General features: G+C 45.7%; 6 protein-coding genes. 3 read left to right on the top strand and 3 right to left on the bottom strand.

What is annotated here, in order from left to right:
* Positions 1-113 precede the first annotated feature (113 nt).
* Both QUA33_RS20860 and QUA33_RS20855 read right to left on the bottom strand, forming a co-directional pair.
* Positions 114-809 (bottom strand): TrkA family potassium uptake protein, encoded by a 696-nt coding sequence (locus QUA33_RS20860; protein WP_333150816.1) that lies wholly within the window; start codon positions 807-809, stop codon positions 114-116.
* Positions 810-949: 140 nt separating this feature from the next.
* On the bottom strand, positions 950-2,284 hold the full coding sequence (locus QUA33_RS20855; protein WP_333150814.1) for a TrkH family potassium uptake protein: 1,335 nt from the start codon (positions 2,282-2,284) through the stop codon (positions 950-952).
* Positions 2,285-2,504: 220 nt separating this feature from the next.
* On the opposite strand from QUA33_RS20855, the gene QUA33_RS20850 reads away from it, so the two are divergent.
* The 3 genes from QUA33_RS20850 to QUA33_RS20840 all read left to right on the top strand — a co-directional run bounded on the left by QUA33_RS20850 (position 2,505) and on the right by QUA33_RS20840 (position 14,608).
* Positions 2,505-3,458, top strand: a complete 954-nt coding sequence (locus tag QUA33_RS20850) for a methyltransferase domain-containing protein (protein WP_333150813.1) — start codon at positions 2,505-2,507, stop codon at positions 3,456-3,458.
* 36 nt (positions 3,459-3,494) lie between these two features.
* Positions 3,495-4,553 (top strand): homogentisate phytyltransferase, encoded by a 1,059-nt coding sequence (locus tag QUA33_RS20845; RefSeq protein ID WP_333150811.1) that lies wholly within the window; start codon positions 3,495-3,497, stop codon positions 4,551-4,553.
* 236 nt (positions 4,554-4,789) lie between these two features.
* Positions 4,790-14,608: a tetratricopeptide repeat protein gene (locus tag QUA33_RS20840; protein WP_333150809.1), complete on the top strand. Its 9,819-nt coding sequence runs from the start codon at positions 4,790-4,792 to the stop codon at positions 14,606-14,608.
* A gap of 72 nt (positions 14,609-14,680) precedes the next feature.
* Here the strand turns inward: QUA33_RS20840 and QUA33_RS20835 are convergent, their stop codons facing one another.
* Positions 14,681-17,896: a glycosyltransferase gene (locus tag QUA33_RS20835; protein WP_333150807.1), complete on the bottom strand. Its 3,216-nt coding sequence runs from the start codon at positions 17,894-17,896 to the stop codon at positions 14,681-14,683.
* Positions 17,897-18,254: the final 358 nt, after the last annotated feature.

Below are 18,254 nucleotides of genomic sequence, written 5' to 3'. Positions count from 1 at the left end.
ATGAAATTTTCACACATCCCGCAATAATTGCTTAGGACTTAGACACTCGGCACCCAAGAAACCGGGTTTCTGAGTCTACGAGTTTTGCTGTACGTGCGTAAAATAGCGAACTGTTAAATTGGCAAGCGACTGATATCTTTATTAGAACCAACTACTACCATCGCGTCGCCCTTTTTCAAGCGTTCACTTGGTTGCGGATTGATCTCGAACTTGTCGGCGCGACCGACTGCTAGCAAGTTCAAACCATACTTGCGCCGGAGCTCCAATTCCGAGATGGTTTTACCGTCAAACTTTTCAGGAACGAGCACCTCAACGATGCTGTGATCTGGGTCGAGGTCAAACCGTTCTAAAATGCTGGGCTGTGTAAGAATCCGGGCCAAAGAGCAGCCCATTTCTCGTTCTGGAAAAACTACATGATCTGCACCCACTTTTTTCAACAGTTTTAAGTGAGTTTCCGAAGAAGCTTTGGCTATTACGTGACTTACCCCGCCTTCCTTAAGATTTAGGGTGGTGGTAATGCTTTCTGCTAGGTAATTGCCGATCGCAACAATCACTGTTTCAAATTCAAATATACCGGCTTCCCCAAGAGCGCTAGGCTCAGTAGAATCTAACTGCACAACGTGAGCAGCAATGCGCTCGGTCAAAGCTTGAGTTACTTTTTTTTCATCGGTGTCAACTCCCAAGACTTCGTAACCCAAGCCGTGCAGAGTCGAACAAACAGCTTTGCCGAAGCGTCCCAAACCAATAACTGCAAACTGCTTGTTGTCGGCGCGCAAAGTGCGAAAAAAATTCAAAGATGACAGGTTCACTAAATTTCCAGCGCTGAGCGTCTTGCTGTTTAAATTTTAGCAGAGACAGCGCCGCCTCCTTTTGATTTTTGGGTAAGTAGTAAAAGTTGATTTGGGTTGTCACCCATTGTTTAGATTATCAGCAACGAGACAGGATTTTTTTATCCCACTAACAAACTTTCCTCAGCATACTTAAAAGACCTGGGTTTTGGGTCGCCGAATCCAGCACTTATCAGCAGCAGCACTCCAACCCGACCTATGTACATTGTAGCAATCAAAATTAACTTACCGATCGCTGAAAGCGTGGGTGTAATCCCAGTGGAAAGCCCGACTGTGCCAAAAGCTGAAACTGCTTCAAACAGCACTGCGATAAATTCTACTTGGGGATTGGTCAGCTCGATTAAAATTGCAGATGTGAACGCGACCAACAGGGAACCGAAGACTACGCTAATGGTTTTCAGAATCATTGCTGGCGGGATTTGACGCTGATAGCACTCCACATCTTCCTGGCCTTCGATAACTGCTGTGGTACAGCAAAACAATATCCTAAAAGTTGTGGTTTTGATTCCGCCGCCGGTGCTGCCAGGACTGGCGCCGATAAACATCAGCGCTATAGTCAGAAATAGCGAGGCTTCGGTCATTTGGCCAATGCTAATTGTATTGAACCCTGCCGTGCGGGGAGTAACAGATTGAAACCAAGCTGCCATCAGCTTTTGAGGAAAATTTAGAGAGCCGAAAGTGTCTGGGTTGTCGTATTCCAGCACCAAAAAGGCTAGCGTTCCTAAAATTAAAAGGACAGCCGTTGTAGTGGTAACAACTTTGAAGTTCAGGGAAAAAACTGTGCAGATAGGGCTTTTGTTGAAGCGATCGCGCAGCCACAGGTACATTTCCATAATTACTTGATAGCCGATTCCCCCAAATATGATTAAACCGCTGACTGTGAAGTTAACCATAGGCGAACTGATGTAGCCGATCAAATTATCTGAGTAGATGCTAAAACCCGCGTTGTTAAAGGAATTAACGCTGTGAAATATAGCAGACCACACACCCTGTTTAAATCCGTATTGGGGGACGAAAACCGTCATCAGCAAAAACACTCCTGTTAATTCAAACAAAAGCGTTGTTGCTAGAATTGACTGCACGAGTTGTACTACGCCGGCTAGTCCAGATTTGTCGAGAGATTGTTGCAGGGCAATTTTGTCTTTCAAACCAAAGCGACGGCCCAATAACAGCAGCAAGAAGGTCGTGGCTGTCATGTAGCCCAAGCCTCCTATTTGCACCAGTAAAACTAGGCACAGTTGCCCCCAAAAAGAGTAATATTTTCCGACATCCACAACCGACAAGCCCGTGACGCAGACAGCGGAAGTAGAGGTAAAGAGTGCTGTTATTGGATCGCTCCAAGTTCCATCAATTGTGGAAAAGGGCATCATCAGTAATAAAGCACCTGTGAGGATGACAGCGAGAAAGCCCAAAGCAATGGTTCGCGAGACAGTCATTCGATTTTAGATTTGAGATTTAGATTTGAGATTTGAGAGGGAACCACAAATCGATTTTAGATTTGAGGTTTTAGAGAGAGCCCACAAATCGATCCTCGGGCTTCAAATAAGGACATCTCTGTCTGGCCAGTGCTTGCGGTCGATCGAACTCAATCGCCAAATTCTATGACAACAGCGGGAAAATAACGGTAGAATTCCTTTAATAACTTGCGATCCGGCGATGACATCAACACTTTACCAGCAAATTCAGCAACTTTACGACGCTTCTAGCGGTTTGTGGGAGCAGGTGTGGGGCGAACATATGCACCACGGTTACTACGGCCCGGATGGCAATTTGAAAAAAGAGCGCCGACAGGCTCAGATAGATTTGATAGAAGAACTGCTGGCTTGGGCTGGAGTACCGTCAGAGAAGGCACTGGGTGAATCTTACCGCATTCTCGATGTCGGTTGCGGGATCGGGGGCAGCACGCTGTATTTGACCGAAAAGTTTAGTTCGATCGCTCAAAATAATTTAAAGTTGGATGGCGAGGTCGATCGAGAGCGTAGCCGATCGCCCGAACTAAACAAAACGGGCGCTAGCGTTACAGCGACCGGGATTACTCTGAGTCCGGTACAGGCCAACAGAGCGACCGAACGCGCTAAAATTGCCGATGCTCAAAGCAATGTGAATTTTTTGGTAGCCGATGCTTTGAATATGCCTTTTCCTGACGAGTCATTCGACTTGGTTTGGTCGCTCGAAAGTGGCGAACATATGCCCGACAAAATTAAGTTTTTGCAGGAATGCTGTCGCGTACTCAAACCGGGAGGAACTTTGATTTTGGCAACTTGGTGTCACCGCCCGCTGGGAGAAACGGCGGGTGAATTAACTGATGAAGAGAGAAAGCAATTGGCAGAAATTTACCGGGTTTATGCTTTGCCTTATGTGATTTCTTTGCCGGAATATGAGGAAATTGTCCGCAGTTTGCCTTTGACAAATATTCGCACCGCTGATTGGTCAAAAGCTGTTGCTCCTTTTTGGGATGTGGTGATCGATTCTGCTTTGACTCCGAGCGCGATTTGGGGTTTGCTAACGAGCGGTTGGACGACTATTCAAGCAGCACTTGCTCTCGGATTGATGAGCCGTGGATATCAGAGCGGGTTGATTCGTTTTGGGCTGATTTGTGCTGTAAAATAACAGGCATATATCAGAGAAGTTTTGAGTCTTCAGTTGATGAGTAAGGTGCGTATTACGCACCCTATAGAATATTATTTGTTTGGCGTGGGTGTGAGATTTATGGGCAATGATTCGATTGGCAAGTCTTGGATTGATAAAAATGGCTCGGCTCCGCAAAGCTGGGTGAGGGCATTTTGGGAGTTTTCTCGGCCACACACAATTGTGGGTACTAGCTTGAGTGTATTGGCGTTGTACGCGATCGCCCAAAGCACGAGGCTGTTTGTGAATCCTGTATTTGGGGCCCTAGCTTTTGCCTGGTTGGCTTGCATTTGCGGCAATATTTATATTGTGGGATTGAATCAGTTAGAAGATGTTGAAATTGATAAAATCAATAAGCCCTATTTGCCGATCGCCTCGGGAGTGTTTTCTCGGAAAACCGGGGAAGTAATTGTAATTGCCACGGGAATTATAGCAATTTTAACGGCTGTTTTACAAGGCCCGTTTTTGCTGGCTACCGTTGGCGTTAGTTTAGCGATCGGGACTGCTTATTCTCTGCCCCCAATTCGGCTGAAGCGGTTTCCTTTTTGGGCGGCGCTGTGCATTTTTACGGTGCGGGGCGCGATCGTAAATTTAGGGTTATTTTTACACTTTAATTGGGTGTTGGGTTTGGGAAGGGCGAAAAGCGCTTTTTCGGGCTGGAGTTTGGAGAGTGTGTCTTTTCGGATTCCTGCGGAAGTTTGGGTGCTCACGGTTTTTGTTGTGGTGTTTACGTTTGCGATCGCCATTTTTAAAGATATCCCCGACATGGAAGGGGACAAGGAATATAATATTACTACGTTTACAATTGAGCTGGGCAAGCCGGCCGTTTTTAATTTATCTCGCTGGGTGTTGACGGTTTGTTATTTGGGCGCGACTTTGGCGGGAGCGATGGTATTGTCTAATGTTAATTTAGTGTTTCTGGCAGTTTCTCATTTGGTGGCTTTGGGTTTGATGTGGTTTTGGAGTGCGAAAGTTGATTTGGACGATAAAATAGAAATTGCGGCATTTTATCAGTTTATCTGGAAGTTGTTTTTCTTAGAATATCTGATTTTTCCCGCAGCTTGTTTGTTGGGGTAGAAGGAAGAAGTTCGGCAACGGATTTTGTAACGGATGTAACGGATGTAACGGATGTAAGGAAGAAGGCCGTTCGGCAACGGATTGTGTAACGGATGTAACGGATTTCACTCCGATGGAAGAAGGAAGAAGGAAGGGGGAAGGAGGAAGGGGGAAGAAGGAGGAAGGAAGGAAGAGTTAACAAAATAGAAGAAGTTGGCAATTACAAGTTAGCGAACTCCCAAACAACAAAGATAACTATGGCTTCTAAAAAAAAATCGCCAAAATCTGCCTGCAAATTGGGTGCAGAAGACTCTTTAAAAATAGCTTGGGAACACCACCAAGCGGGACGTTTGTTAGAAGCTGAGAAGTTGTATCGGCAGATATTAGAAGCGCAGCCGCAATCAGCAAATGTGCTGTGTTTGTTGGGAATAGTGGCGAGACAGCAGGGAAAGATTGCAGAGGCGATCGACTTTTACGAACAGGCGATCGCCCAAAACCGCGATTTTGTAGAAGCACATTTAAATAAGGCTAATCTTTTACTGGATGTGCGCGAGTATCAAAGAGCGATCGCCAGTTACGAACAAGTAATCAAAATTCAGCCAAATTCCGCACTCGCATACAATAATTTGGGATGGATTAAACAGCAATTAGGTGAAATAGACGCGGCTATTTTAGCTTACCAAACAGCACTGCGACTAGATCCAAACCTGCACGAAACAGCGCACAATTTAGGACATTTATTTAAAGATAAAAATCAATTAAACGAGGCGATAGCTTATTACCTCCACGCTTTAAAAATAAATCCCAATTTGATATATTCCCTGATGGGCTTGGGAACTGTTTTGCAGCAGCAAGGTAAATTAGCAGAAGCTTTAAACTGCTACCAGCAAGCTGTAAAACTAGATCCAAACAATCCAGAAGCTCACAACAATGTAGGAGCATTTTTCCACGAACAAGGCAATGCAAAAGCAGCAATATCCCACTACCGACAAGCATTAAACTTAAAGCCAAACTTCGTGGAGGCTATTAACAATCTCGGACACGCTTTGGTCGATTTAGGAGACTTTCAAGAAGCTTTTTCTTGTCACAGTCGAGCCTTGGAATTGCAGCCCGACAATGCCATCGCACACCTCGAATTAGGTTTAACTTTGCTATTGTTCGGAGATTTTCAGCGCGGTTTTGCTGAATACGAGTGGCGGTGGCGCACTCCGCAACTACAACCGAGGCAATTTAAACAGCCGGTTTGGGATGGTTCGGATTTGCAGGGGAAAACTATTTTACTCCACGTCGAGCAAGGCTTTGGCGATTCTATTCAGTTTATTCGCTACGCCCCAATTCTTCGGAGCCGAGGCGCTAAAGTTATGGTGGCTTGCTATCCAGAACTGATGCGGTTGTTTGCGACAGTTCGAGGTATTGAATATTTATCAGTTAGTTTAGAGGGTTTGCCAGAATTTGACGTTCACGCACCTCTGATGAGTTTGCCGCGAATTGTGGGAACAACTCTGGAAACAGTACCGGCAAATGTTCCTTATTTATATCCGCCTGCTGAGTGCAAATTTGCGCTTTATTCTGATGCCCAATTGAAGGTAGGGATTGTTTGGGCGGGGAGTCCGCAGCGCCGGAAAGACAATCAGCGTTCTTGCAAGTTGAGCGATTTTATTCGATTTTTGGATGTTCCGGGAATAGCTTTTTATAGTTTACAAAAAAACTTGTCCGAGAGCGATCGCGCTTTGTTGCACCAACACTTAGTGCCGGATTTAACTCCGCATTTGAGCGACTTTGCTGATACCGCTTCGGCTATATCTCAACTGGATTTAGTCATTAGTGTCGATACGGCTGTGGCGCACTTAGCCGGTGCTTTAGGAAAACCGGTTTGGGTGCTGCTTTCTTTTGCTCCTGACTGGCGTTGGCTGCTGGATCGTGAAGACAATCCTTGGTATCCAACTGCGAGGCTTTTCCGCCAAAGTCAGCCGGAAAGTTGGCAAGAATTGTTTGACGAAGTACAGGTGGCTTTGAACTCTTTTGCGATCGCCAATACTGCTAGTTATTCCGAGGATTCTGCCCACAAGCAGCTTGACTTCGTTTCACTCGCCATAACTGCTAATAATACGCCCGGCCTCGATTCTGTGGCTCTCAAAAAGACAGGTGCAAGCTTGCTAGATGAGAGCAAAGAAAAAATTGTTGCTGCGAGCGAAACGTTAGGTAAGGACTCCGCAGTCCAGCCCTTGTTGGGGAGTGAGACATCGGGGGCGATCGCGACGGGTGGGGATAACCCTGTTGTTTTAGAGGATTTATTGCGACAAGCAGAACAGTTAATGGAAACAGGTGATCGGGAAGAGGCGATCGCCCTTTACGAACAGATTATATCTCTCGATCCAAATTGCGTTCAAGCGCGGATTAATTTTGGTTTTCTCAAACAAGAAAAGGGCGAATTGGAGGCCGCTATCCCGCATTACCGAGAAGCTTTAGCCATCGATCCAAATATTCCTCAAACAGCGTACAACTTGGCAAAGATTTTTGAGGAACAAGGTCAAGCGGAAGAGGCGATCGCACATTACGAGCAAGCTCTTGTAGCTCAACCGAATTTCGTACCCGCCCTGATTAATTTAGCCGTGGCGCTGCAAGAAAAAGGGGAACTTGTAAGGGCGATCGATCTGTACCGGCGAGCGCTGGAAATTAATCCGCATAGCTGGGAAGCTTACAACAATCTCGCAACAGTGTTGCAAGAACAGGGCAATTTAGAAGAGGCGCTGGAGTATTATCACAAAGCTCTAGAATTGCTGCCGGATTTTGTGGAAGCTATTAACAATTTAGGCCGGACGTTTCTGGAAAAAGGCGCGGTAGAAGATGCAATATCCTGCTACAGACGAGCAATTCATTTAAGTCCAAATCACGCTAGCGCTCACCTGAATTTGTCCTTGGCTTTGCTGTTGGTGGGAGATTTGGAAAATGGTCTCGCCGAATACGAGTGGCGCTGGCAAATTAAAGAATTTCACACGGGTCATTCCTGTTTTTTGGCGGGACCAGAAAATACTGTTTCGGCGAGAGAATACCGGCCGCTGTGGGACGGTTCTGATTTGGTGGGAAAGACTATTTTGCTGCACGCCGAACAAGGTTTAGGCGATTCGCTTCAGTTTATCCGCTACGCTGCGATCGTCAAAAATAAAGGCGGTAGGGTAATTGTTGGCTGTTACCCGCAATTGCACCGTTTGTTTGCAACGGTTGACGGCATTGATTTGCTAATAGTTAAAGGCGAGCCACTGCCGGAATTTGACGTGCAAGCGCCGATGTTGAGTTTGCCGTATATTATCGGTACAAAGCTGGAAACAATACCGGCAAATACTGCTTATTTATCTCCGCCTGCGGGTGCTGAATTTACGCTTCTTCCCGATCGCACTTTGAAAGTTGGCATTGTCTGGGCGGGGAATCCAAAACACCGCAAAAACAAGCAGCGTTCTTGCAGTTTAAGTCAGTTTCTGCCGCTTTTGGACGTTTCGGGGGTAAGTTTTTACAGCTTGCAGAAAGAGGTTTCCGAGGCCGATCGCGCGCTGTTGAATCAAACGCCGATCGTAGATTTGAGCCCGTATTTTGGCGATTTGGCCGATACTGCGGCTGCGATCGCCAAACTGGATTTAGTGATTAGTGTCGATACCGCTGTCGCCCATTTGGCGGGTGCTTTGGGCAAACCGGTGTGGATTTTGCTGGCGTTTTCGCCGGATTGGCGGTGGCTGCTGGAGCGCGAAGATAGTCCTTGGTATCCCACGGCGCGGCTGTTCCGGCAGCATCAGCGGGGCGACTGGGAGGAGGTTTTCGATCGGGTTGCGGAAGCTCTAGGCGCGGTTGCAGCAGCATTTGTGCCCTCGGATGCGGCGGATGCAGAGTTTCGGTTGGGCGTGGATTTGCAGCAGCAAGCCGATTTTGGCGGTGCGATCGAATGTTATGAGCGGGCGATCGCGATCGATCCTAATTACGCAGCCGCGCACAGCAATTTAGGCGTTGTCAAACAACAAGCAGGCCGGCTAACAGAGGCGATCGCGCACTACCGACAAGCCCTAGCAATTGACCGGAATTTGGCGCAAACTGCGAGCAATTTGGGCAGCGCGCTTGCGGAAGCAGGGGAGACTGAAGAGGCGATCGCACAATATGAGCGGGCGCTTTCTTTGAACCCGAATTGCGCGGAAGCGCTGATTAATTTGGGCCTGTTGCGCGAAGAGCAAGGGAATGTGGCAGAGGCTATAAGCTTCTACGAGCAAGCGATTCAAGTCAATCCTAATTGCGCGGTGGCTTATTTGAATTTGGGGATTGCTTTGGAGGCACAAGGGGAGGAAGCGGGCGCGAATTACGAACAGGCGATCGCGAATTACGAACGGGCGATCGCGATCGAGCCAAATTATGTGGAGGCCTTGCACAACTTAGCATACGCCTCGATCCGACAGGGCCAAATTGACCGCGCGATCGCATACTACGAGCGATCGACTGCACTGCAACCGGATTTAGCAGAAACTCTGATCGCTTTGGGGAGTTCCTTGCAACAGCAAGACAAGTTAGATGAGGCTCTAGCCGTTTGCCAGCAAGCGATTCAGCAATTGCCAGCCAGTGCACAGGCTCGCTGCAATCTGGGAATTGTCCTGCAGAAACAGGGCAAAATTGAAGATGCGATCGGTTGCTATCAGCAAGCTTTGAGCCTCAAACCCGACTTTCCTGAAGCTTTGAACAATCTCGGCAAAGCTTTTGAGGAAGCGGGAAAAATGGCACAGGCGATCGATTGTTACCGTCGGGCGATCGAACTCAAACCCGGTTATATCAATCCCCTCACCAATTTGGGAACTGCTTTGCACGATCGCGGCCAATTTGCAGATGCTGTCACCTGCTACAGCCAAGCAGTTAAATTCAATGTCGGCCATCCTGAATCTCACCTAAATTTAGGTTTAGCGTTGCTGCTGGCGGGAGACTTTCAACGCGGTTTTTACGAGTACGAATGGCGACTCCTAGTTAAAGAAAAACAGTTCCGCTCCCACAACTTTATTCAGCCGCTTTGGGATGGCAAAGATTTGCAGGGAAAAACTATTTTGCTTTGCCCGGAACAGGGTTTAGGCGATGCAATTCAGTTTATCCGCTACGCAGATTTAGTCAAGCAAAAAGGCGGTAGGGTAATTGTTTGGTGTTTGCCGCACTTGCAGCGCTTGTTTGCACAAGTTTCGGGAATCGATAGGTTAATAGTTAATCCAGAGGATGCGCCTGATTTTCAAGTTCAGGCGCAGCTAATGAGTTTGCCACACCTTCTGGGAACAACTTTAGAAACTATACCGGCCAAGGTTCCTTATTTAGCTCCGCCGCCCGGTTGGGAATTTAGTCTCAATCTAACTACTAATTTGAAAGTAGGGATTGTGTGGTATGGAAATCCTAACAATTCCCAAAATAAGGTGCGCTCCTTACCCCTAAATTTGTTGACAAAACTGTTAGATATTCCGGGAGCCGATTTTTACAGTTTGCAACAGGAAATGACAGCAGAAGATCGCGCTTTGTTAGAGCAAATGCCTGTAACAGATTTAAGCTCTTATTTGCACGACTTGGCGGATACTGCGGCGGCAATTTCGGCTCTGGATTTAGTGATCTCTGTAGATACTTGTGTGGCACACTTGGCTGGTGCTTTGGGCAAACCAGTGTGGATTTTGCTCTGTTTTGTGCCGGATTGGCGGTGGATGTTGCAACGCGAGGATAGTCCTTGGTATCCGACGGCGCGGCTGTTTCGCCAGTCAACAGCGGGAGATTGGGAAGGAGTTTTAGAAGAAGCAGCTTTGGCGCTGAAAGAAAGAATTTGTCAGCATCAAAAAGCTCTACCGCCAATAGAAGCTCAGGCCAATATTCACTTATATCAAAAACAGTTCAATCAGGGAAATATTCTCAAGTCGCAAGGAAAATTTGCCGAGGCGATCGCTTATTTTAAAAATGCTTTGGTTTTGCAGCCGAGTTCGATAGAGGCTACTACTAATTTGGCAGTGACGCTGCACCAAACAGGCGATTTAGCCGAAGCTGCCACCTATTATCAGCGCGCGATCGAAATAGATCCAAACTGCGCTCAATCCCACAATAACTTGGGTATTTTGCTGCAAGATCAAGGCAATATAATGGCTGCTATATCTTGCTTTCAAAAGGCGATCGCCCTGAACCCGGTTTACGTCAAAGCTCTCAACAATCTCGGCGCGATACTCCAGCAGCAGGGCGAGTTGCAGAGTGCGATCGCGTGTTTTCATCAAGCACTTTCTGTCAATTCCAATTACGTGCCCGCGCTGGTAAATTTGGGTGCGGCGATGCAAACACAATCTCAGCTAGACGAGGCTGAACGGCTTTACGAGCATGCAATAGGAGTAGAACCAAACAATCCTACAGGACACTATCACCTAGGAACGTTACGCTTGGGGGCGGGAAAAATAGAACAGGCAATTTCTAGCTTGGAACGAGCCATATCTTTGAACCCTAATTATATAGAAGCTATTAGTAACTTAGGCAGTGCAGTTGAACAATTAGGAGACGTAAATCGAGCAATTTTATGTTACAAAAAAGCCCTAGAAATTGATGTTAATTGTGTAAAAGCTCACTTCAATTTAAGCTTAGTCTTGCTGTTGACTGGGGACTTGCCGCGCGGTTTAGCAGAATACGAGTGGCGCTGGCAAACAGAACAGGCGAAAAAATTACCACGGTTGAATTTTGACCAACCAGTTTGGGACGGTTCAGATTTGAACGGACAAACTATTTTGCTCCGATCCGAACAAGGTTTGGGCGATGCCATTCAATTTGTTCGATACGCGGCAATTGTGCAGCAAAAAGGTGGTAAAGTAATCATTTCGTGCTATCAAGAACTGAAGCGTTTATTTAAGCAGATTTCTGGCATCGAACAAGTGGCGGTTCGCATGGATGAATTGCCGGCTTTCCAAGTGCAAGCACCGCTGATGAGTTTGCCTCATATTCTGGGAACAAATTTAGAAAATATACCGACAAATGTTCCTTATTTAGCTGCGCCGCCCAATTGGCAATTTTCCATAAATTCCGATCGCAATTTCAAAGTTGGGATTGCCTGGGCGGGAAGTTCAGAACATTTGAAGGATTTTCAGCGATCGAGCGATTTAAGCTATTTCCTGACATTGTTAGATATTCCAGGTGTAAGTTTTTACAGCCTTCAGAAAGACTTATCGCCTGACAATCGTACTTTGTTAACTCAAATTCCCGTGATAGATTTGAGCGACAATTTGAACGATTTTGCCGATACTGCGGCGGTGATATCGCAACTAGATTTAGTAATTTCCGTGGATACCGCTGTCGCGCACTTAGCCGGTGCTTTGGGTAAACCGATATGGATTTTGCTGTGTTTTATGCCGGATTGGCGGTGGATGTTGGAACGCGAAGATAGCCCTTGGTATCCGACGGCGCGACTGTTTCGGCAGCAAACACCGGGCGATTGGGTGGGAGTTTGCGATCGCATAAAAACAGCGTTAAAACACCTAATTTCTACTCGTTCCCAAGCTGTAGCTGGTAAGGAAGATACCGAAGCCTTGCCTCGATTTTATTTATCGCCCGCACAGGTACAATTTCACATAGCAAATGCCTTAGAAAAACAAGGTAAAAAAGCAGAGGCAGTCGCTCGTTACGAACAAGTAATTGCCGCTTCACCCAGCCACGCCGAAGCCCACAGTTATTTAGGTTATCTCAAACAGGAAAACGGGCAAATAACCGAGGCTATTTCGCACTACAAACAAGCGCTAGAAAACAATCCCAACCTGAGCGAAACAAACTTATACTTGGGTTCTGCCCTCGAAGAACAGGGAAAAGTCGCAGAGGCGATCGACTTCTACAATAAAGCAATTCAACTACGTCCCAACTCGCCAAATTGGCGCTTGAGACTAGCCTTAGCTTTGCTTTTAACTGGAAGTTTTGAGCCTGGTTTTGCGGAGTACGAATCGCGCTGGCAAACTCAACAATTGGATCGGCGCTCTTTTGAGAAACCGCTTTGGGACGGCTCTGATTTGCAGGGAAAAACAATTTTATTGCACCCTGAACAAGGTTTTGGCGATACGATACAGTTTATCCGCTACGCGCCTTTAGTTAAGCAAAAAGGCGGCCAAGTTATTGTTGCTTGTCATGTCTTGCTGAAGCATTTATTTGAAGGAATTGCAGGAGTCGATCGAGTAGGAGTCAGGCCGAGCGATTTGATAGATTTTCAAGTGCAAGCCCCCCTGCTAAGTTTGCCGCGAATTCTGGGAACGACTTTGGAAAATATACCCGCGAATATTCCTTATTTAGCTGCGCCACAGGATTTTAAATTTTCCCTAGAACCGAACAATAAACTCAAAGTAGGTATTGTGTGGGCGGGCGGCCCGCTGCACCGCAACAACCATCGGCGATCGTGTAAATTGAGCGATTTTTTGAAATTTGTAGATGTTGCGGGAGTTAGTTTTTACAGTCTTCAGAAAGATTTGTCAGGGGGCGATTCCCTACAGGATAGCTGCGTTTCACGCACTTTATTAAAGCAACACCAAATTGAAGATTTAAGCGAATATTGCGTTGATTTTGCCGACACCGCAGCAATTATTTCGCAACTCGATTTAATAATTTGCGTAGATACTTCTGTCGCGCACTTGACTGGTGCTTTGGGCAAACCCGTGTGGATTTTGCTGTCTTTTGTTCCCGATTGGCGCTGGATGCTGGAACGCGAAGATAGCCCTTGGTATCCAACTGCGCGGTTGTTTAGGCAGCAAAAAGCTGGTGATTGGGATGGAGTTTGCGATCGCATCAAAGCAGCCTTAGAACACTTAATCTCTACTCGTACCCAGGCTCAGCCTGCTAACGCAGATTCTTATGCTCCGCCTCAAATTCAACCCCCAGAAACCCCCCCACAAATTACCGGAATCGGCATTACTTGGCCTCTCAGCATCACCAGCGGCTGGGGAATTTACGGCGTGAATTTAACACTACAACTGCTGCAAAATCCCGCCTGGCAAGTTGCACTTTTAGCACCGCCATCAATCACCTCAGAATCGATGAATCCGCTGCATAAATCCTTGTTATTACCTGTAATTGAAAAGCAAAAAAGTTTTCAGGAATTAGTAGCAGCAAATTCCAACAAACAAATCAGTTGTAATTTTCCCGTACTTTACGCTTTGGGGAATAATTTAGAATCCTCTGGAGTTGACGATCAAATTACCAGCGCTTGTCAAATAGGAGTCGTATTTTTTGAAGACACGCGAATTACAGCAGAAGCACTAGAAACAGCCAAAAAATATAGCGCGATTGTCGCAGGCTCCAACTGGAATGCGGATGTTTTGAGAAGCCACGGCTTGACTAATGTGGCGATGGTACATCAAGGAATTGACCCAACAATTTTCCATCCTGCACCTAAATCTAATCTATTTGGCGATCGCTTCGTCATTTTCTCCGGCGGCAAACTGGAATATCGCAAAGGTCAAGATATTGTAATTGCCGCTTTCAAACGGTTTCGCGCCAAACATCCAGAGGCTTTGTTACTAACAACATGGCACAACTTCTGGCCTCAGTATATGCTAGGAATCGAACAAACCGGAAACGTTGCCGGACTTCCCAATATCAACCGCGATGGAAGTTTAGGAATTTCCCAATGGTTAGCGGCTAACGGTTTGCCGGTTGACTCTTTTATCGACATCGGCTTAATTCCCAATCACCTCGCCGGACAAATTTTGCGAGAAGCCGACTGCGCTGTTTTCACCAACCGCTGTGAAGGCGGCACTAATTTAGTCGCAATGGAAAGTATGGCCTGCGGAATTCCGACCATTTTATCAGCAAATACTGGTCATTTAGACTTAATTTACCATAACATTTGCTATCCTTTATCGAATCAGGGACGAGTTAAACCGACTTCTCATTTTTCCGGTGTAGAAGGTTGGGGAGAGTCTGAGGTTGCAGAAGTTGTTGAGGCTTTGGAGCAAATTTATACTAATCGCGAAGAGTCAAAAAGTCGCGGTTTAGCTGCGGCTAATTTTATGCTCAATTGGACTTGGGGCAAACAGGTTAAGCGCTTTCTTGATGTTATATCAAATTCGCTTTAACAATCAGCGAATAGAATTCGCTACTACACAAACAAAGTTGGTTTATGCTGACTAAAGAATAAACAATCAAGATTAACTTGCGATTTGTCCCAATAGCTTTTCAGCACTATTCACGCTTTCCATATCGTAAATTTCCCGGTTGTAACAAACAACTTGTGCTACCAACTTTTGATGATATTGCTGAGCTTTTGCCAACATAGAACCCTGGGAACGCCGATAATTGACAACTACTTCTCTCGTTCCCAAAAAGGGAATATTGTGCTTGTGGCAGTTAACCCAAAACTCCCAATCTTCGTAACCTTCCTTCATCTCAACTTTGTAGCCGCTGACCAAATCCAAAATAGATTTGTGATAGAGTGAAGACGGGTGAATCATGTTAAATTGCTTGATATTTTCGGAAGAATACAACTCGTAACTGGGTACTGTGCGATTTTCAGTGCCAAACATTTGATAAGAACCAAATGCTACGCAAGGTACATTTGATTTTAAACATATTTCTAAAAGGTCAGTCAAGGCGTTTTTCGCTAGGATATCATCGGCATCTAAAGGCATAATGTATTCACCGTTTGCGGCTGCTATGCCAGCATTTCTAGCACTTGAAAGCCCTTGATTTATTTGTTCTACAAGCCTAATTTGATATTGGGAATTTGTTACTATTACATTTTTGGCAACTATGCTGGTAGTATCTAAGCTGCCGTCATTGACAATGATAATTTCCCAATTTTTGTAAGTTTGGTTAATCACGCTAGTTACTGCTTCCACCAAAAAATGAGATTGATTGTAGCAGGGAATAATCACAGATACCAAAGGTCGATCTGCCAATTGTGGCGATGCTGTAACTTGTTTGACACTTTCTGATTGTAAATTATGTGCCGAATTTCTCGCAGTTTGCAAGCTATAAAAATAAATCTTGGGATGGACGATGGCTAATTGATTCAGATCGGTATTTTGATATTCATTTACTAACCTCGGATATCCCGACAAGTATTCTTGTTTAACAAAAATCAAGATATTCTGAGCGTACCAAGGCTCTACTTTGTCATTGTTCCATATTTTTTTTCTCAAGCAGTCAATAACTGCATAGCTCTTTTTCTGAAAGTAATAAACCCAATATTGTGGCCACTGTTCGTTAACGTGTTCGACGCCTCCTTGAAATGGTATCGCAGCAGAAAACAGAATCACTGGTGCTAGTTGAGTGAGAGAATTAACAAAGTTTTCGGCACAGGTAGCCGGCAAATGTTCGGCAACTTCCAGAGAAATTGCTAAGTCAAATTTTCTGTTTATTTGCAGCGGTTGCTTTAAATCGGCGGATTGGAACTGATTTAAAGGAATTTGTAAAATAGTGCGATCGACATAATCACCATCTATTCCCAAACAATCAGCAATTCCCAACTTGTGGAACGCAGCTAACCAACTTCCCGTACCGCAGCCCACATCCACCACACTTTTAGGTAAAGTGGGTTGCAGCAAGTCTAACAGCAGGGGAATAATTTCTCTAGCAGAAGTGCGAGTTCCTTCTCCGATTAATTGGTAAAAATCTCTTGTATAAGATGACTGTAGGTTTTGATTGGTTTGGCTGGCTGTTTGAGAATTAATTGTCTCTAAACTGCTAATATTGTAACCGTGCAAATGTACTGGCAACTGCCAGGAAATCTTGGGGTCGGGTTGATGTTTTACTGGCTCGACCTGGCCCCGCCAAGCAGCCCCCATAATTTGCATTGTTTGATAAATTACAGTATTCCATCCCCTTTCTTTCAAGTAATCTAACCCTTTACCAACATCTGGAGCGGTTAAATCGTGAAATAAGATTATTGCATCTTCCTCAGCCAATTTTTCGCACGCAATGGCATCATTTAACGGCCCATCACCTCCGTGTTCTCCGTCAATAAAAATTAACGACCATTTGCGGTTGAATTGAGCGGAAAATTCTTCTACTCTTTGGGGGCTGTAGCCTGGTATTAGCTCGACTGATGTTTGAACGCCCGACGCATTTAGAGCACCTTGAATTGAGTCGATTACGCTTTGTCTAATGTCCTCTCTTTCTAACAGCGGATCGACGACATCTAACTCAACTCCTGCGAGGGCTAAGTGACAAGCCGACCAGCCTAGCCAGCAGCCTATTTCTAAGGCTTTTTTACCTTTGAATTGCAGAGCTGTATTGTAAAGGATGTGTGCTTCGTCGCGATTCAAAAACCCGATGAATGGATAGCGCTTGTCTGCATACCAATTATGCGGAACTTCCCGGCGCAAATAAGGCCAGTTACTTGCATTTGGATCGGCAATAATCATATTGGGGAAATAGGAGTCAGGTATAATTATTTGGAACCCTGGCGAAACGTAATCCCCTGGTTGTAATAAATTATTTTTGCTAAGTTCAGGTTGTTGGTAAGTCATTTTTGGTTCTTGAAAGATTGGTATTGCTTCCTGTTTTTTAGGTTGATAACGGACACTAATTTCCAGTAGATCGCCGTCAGTTGCCATCAATTGTACTCGGTCAAACTGCTGGCGACCAGCTAAATGCAAAATGCCGATCGCCTCCTGCGGCAAGTACGGCTCCACAAAACAGCCTTGCTGCTTGTCCCAAACCGGAAAACCGTTGAATATCCAATTGCACCAAGCTGGGAGCATTTCAGTGAGATTGAACAATTCGCCACTGTAAACAGCGAGGTTCAGGGCAAATTGGTCTGTCATGACACAGCCGGATCTCTGCAATCCTTGATGGAGTTTTTCCGCCCATATGTCCCAGTGCAAAGCATCTTTTCTGAGGGCGAAAACTCCGGCATTTAATATCGGATAACTGTAGAATTTCTTAGCAATTTCTTCACCAAAGTTAGCTTCATATTGTTGATAAACCCACTGCCAAAACTGAGGAAGTTGTCCGTACTGCTGCAAGCTCGCCCTGTGAACTTCGGGAATAATTGCCAGCCCCCGGCGCGATGCTCCTGCAACCAACAAATTAATTGCTCTCCAGTCTTGAACCCAAGCATCCGCATCAATCCAAAGGTATATATCAAAATTGGGAAAGTATTTTCGCAAACAAGGTCTAACTAATAGTCCTTTTAAATGTTCGGGAGATTCATTTCTGCCAGGAAAGTCAAAGTCCCAATCCGGCTTTTGAATGATATTAACTTGTGTTTCCAGCCACTGCAACTGTTCGGGAGTGCAGCCGAGATCGAAAAAGCCGATCGCCAAATTTTCACCCTCTGGCTTTTCCCGCACCGATAAAATAGTGCCTCGCACCAATTCAAAGTAATTTGCATCGGCGGCTGTGATGATGATAATCTGCATAAGTAGCGGGTGGGGGCGGGTTTATTTAACCTGTTTGCACCGTTGAGGGCAATGGGTGAACCCGCCCCTTGTATCTTAAAAGAGTGAGCTAGCCGATCGCCACGTCATTGATTCGATCATACCGACAATCAGGCGATTGAGCCGACAATCAGGCGATTGAGCCGATCATCAGGCGATTGAGCCGATCATCAGGCGATTGAGCCGACAATCAGGCGATTGAGCCGACAATCAGGCGATTGAGCCGACAATCAGGCGATTGAGCCGACAATCAGGCGATCGAGCCGATCATCAGGCGATCGTACCGACAAGCAAAGTAAATCTAAAGAAACAAGGAAAGTTTCGTACAAATGGTTCTGTA

Origin of the sequence: Microcoleus sp. Pol14D4 (assembly GCF_036701245.1) — a bacterium.
GTDB lineage: Bacteria > Cyanobacteriota > Cyanobacteriia > Cyanobacteriales > Microcoleaceae > Microcoleus.
The sequence above is the reverse complement of the archived record's forward strand: the minus strand, read 5'-3'. Positions and strand labels throughout refer to the sequence as shown.

What these genes read in the sequence shown, in the direction of transcription:
- QUA33_RS20855 (WP_333150814.1), bottom strand. Translation starts at nt 2,284, where the DNA reads ATGACTGTCTCGCGAACCATTGCTTTGGGCTTTCTCGCTGTCATCCTC.
- QUA33_RS20850 (WP_333150813.1), top strand. Translation starts at nt 2,505, where the DNA reads ATGACATCAACACTTTACCAGCAAATTCAGCAACTTTACGACGCTTCT.
- QUA33_RS20845 (WP_333150811.1), top strand. Translation starts at nt 3,495, where the DNA reads ATGAGTAAGGTGCGTATTACGCACCCTATAGAATATTATTTGTTTGGC.
- QUA33_RS20840 (WP_333150809.1), top strand. Translation starts at nt 4,790, where the DNA reads ATGGCTTCTAAAAAAAAATCGCCAAAATCTGCCTGCAAATTGGGTGCA.
- QUA33_RS20835 (WP_333150807.1), bottom strand. Translation starts at nt 17,896, where the DNA reads ATGCAGATTATCATCATCACAGCCGCCGATGCAAATTACTTTGAATTG.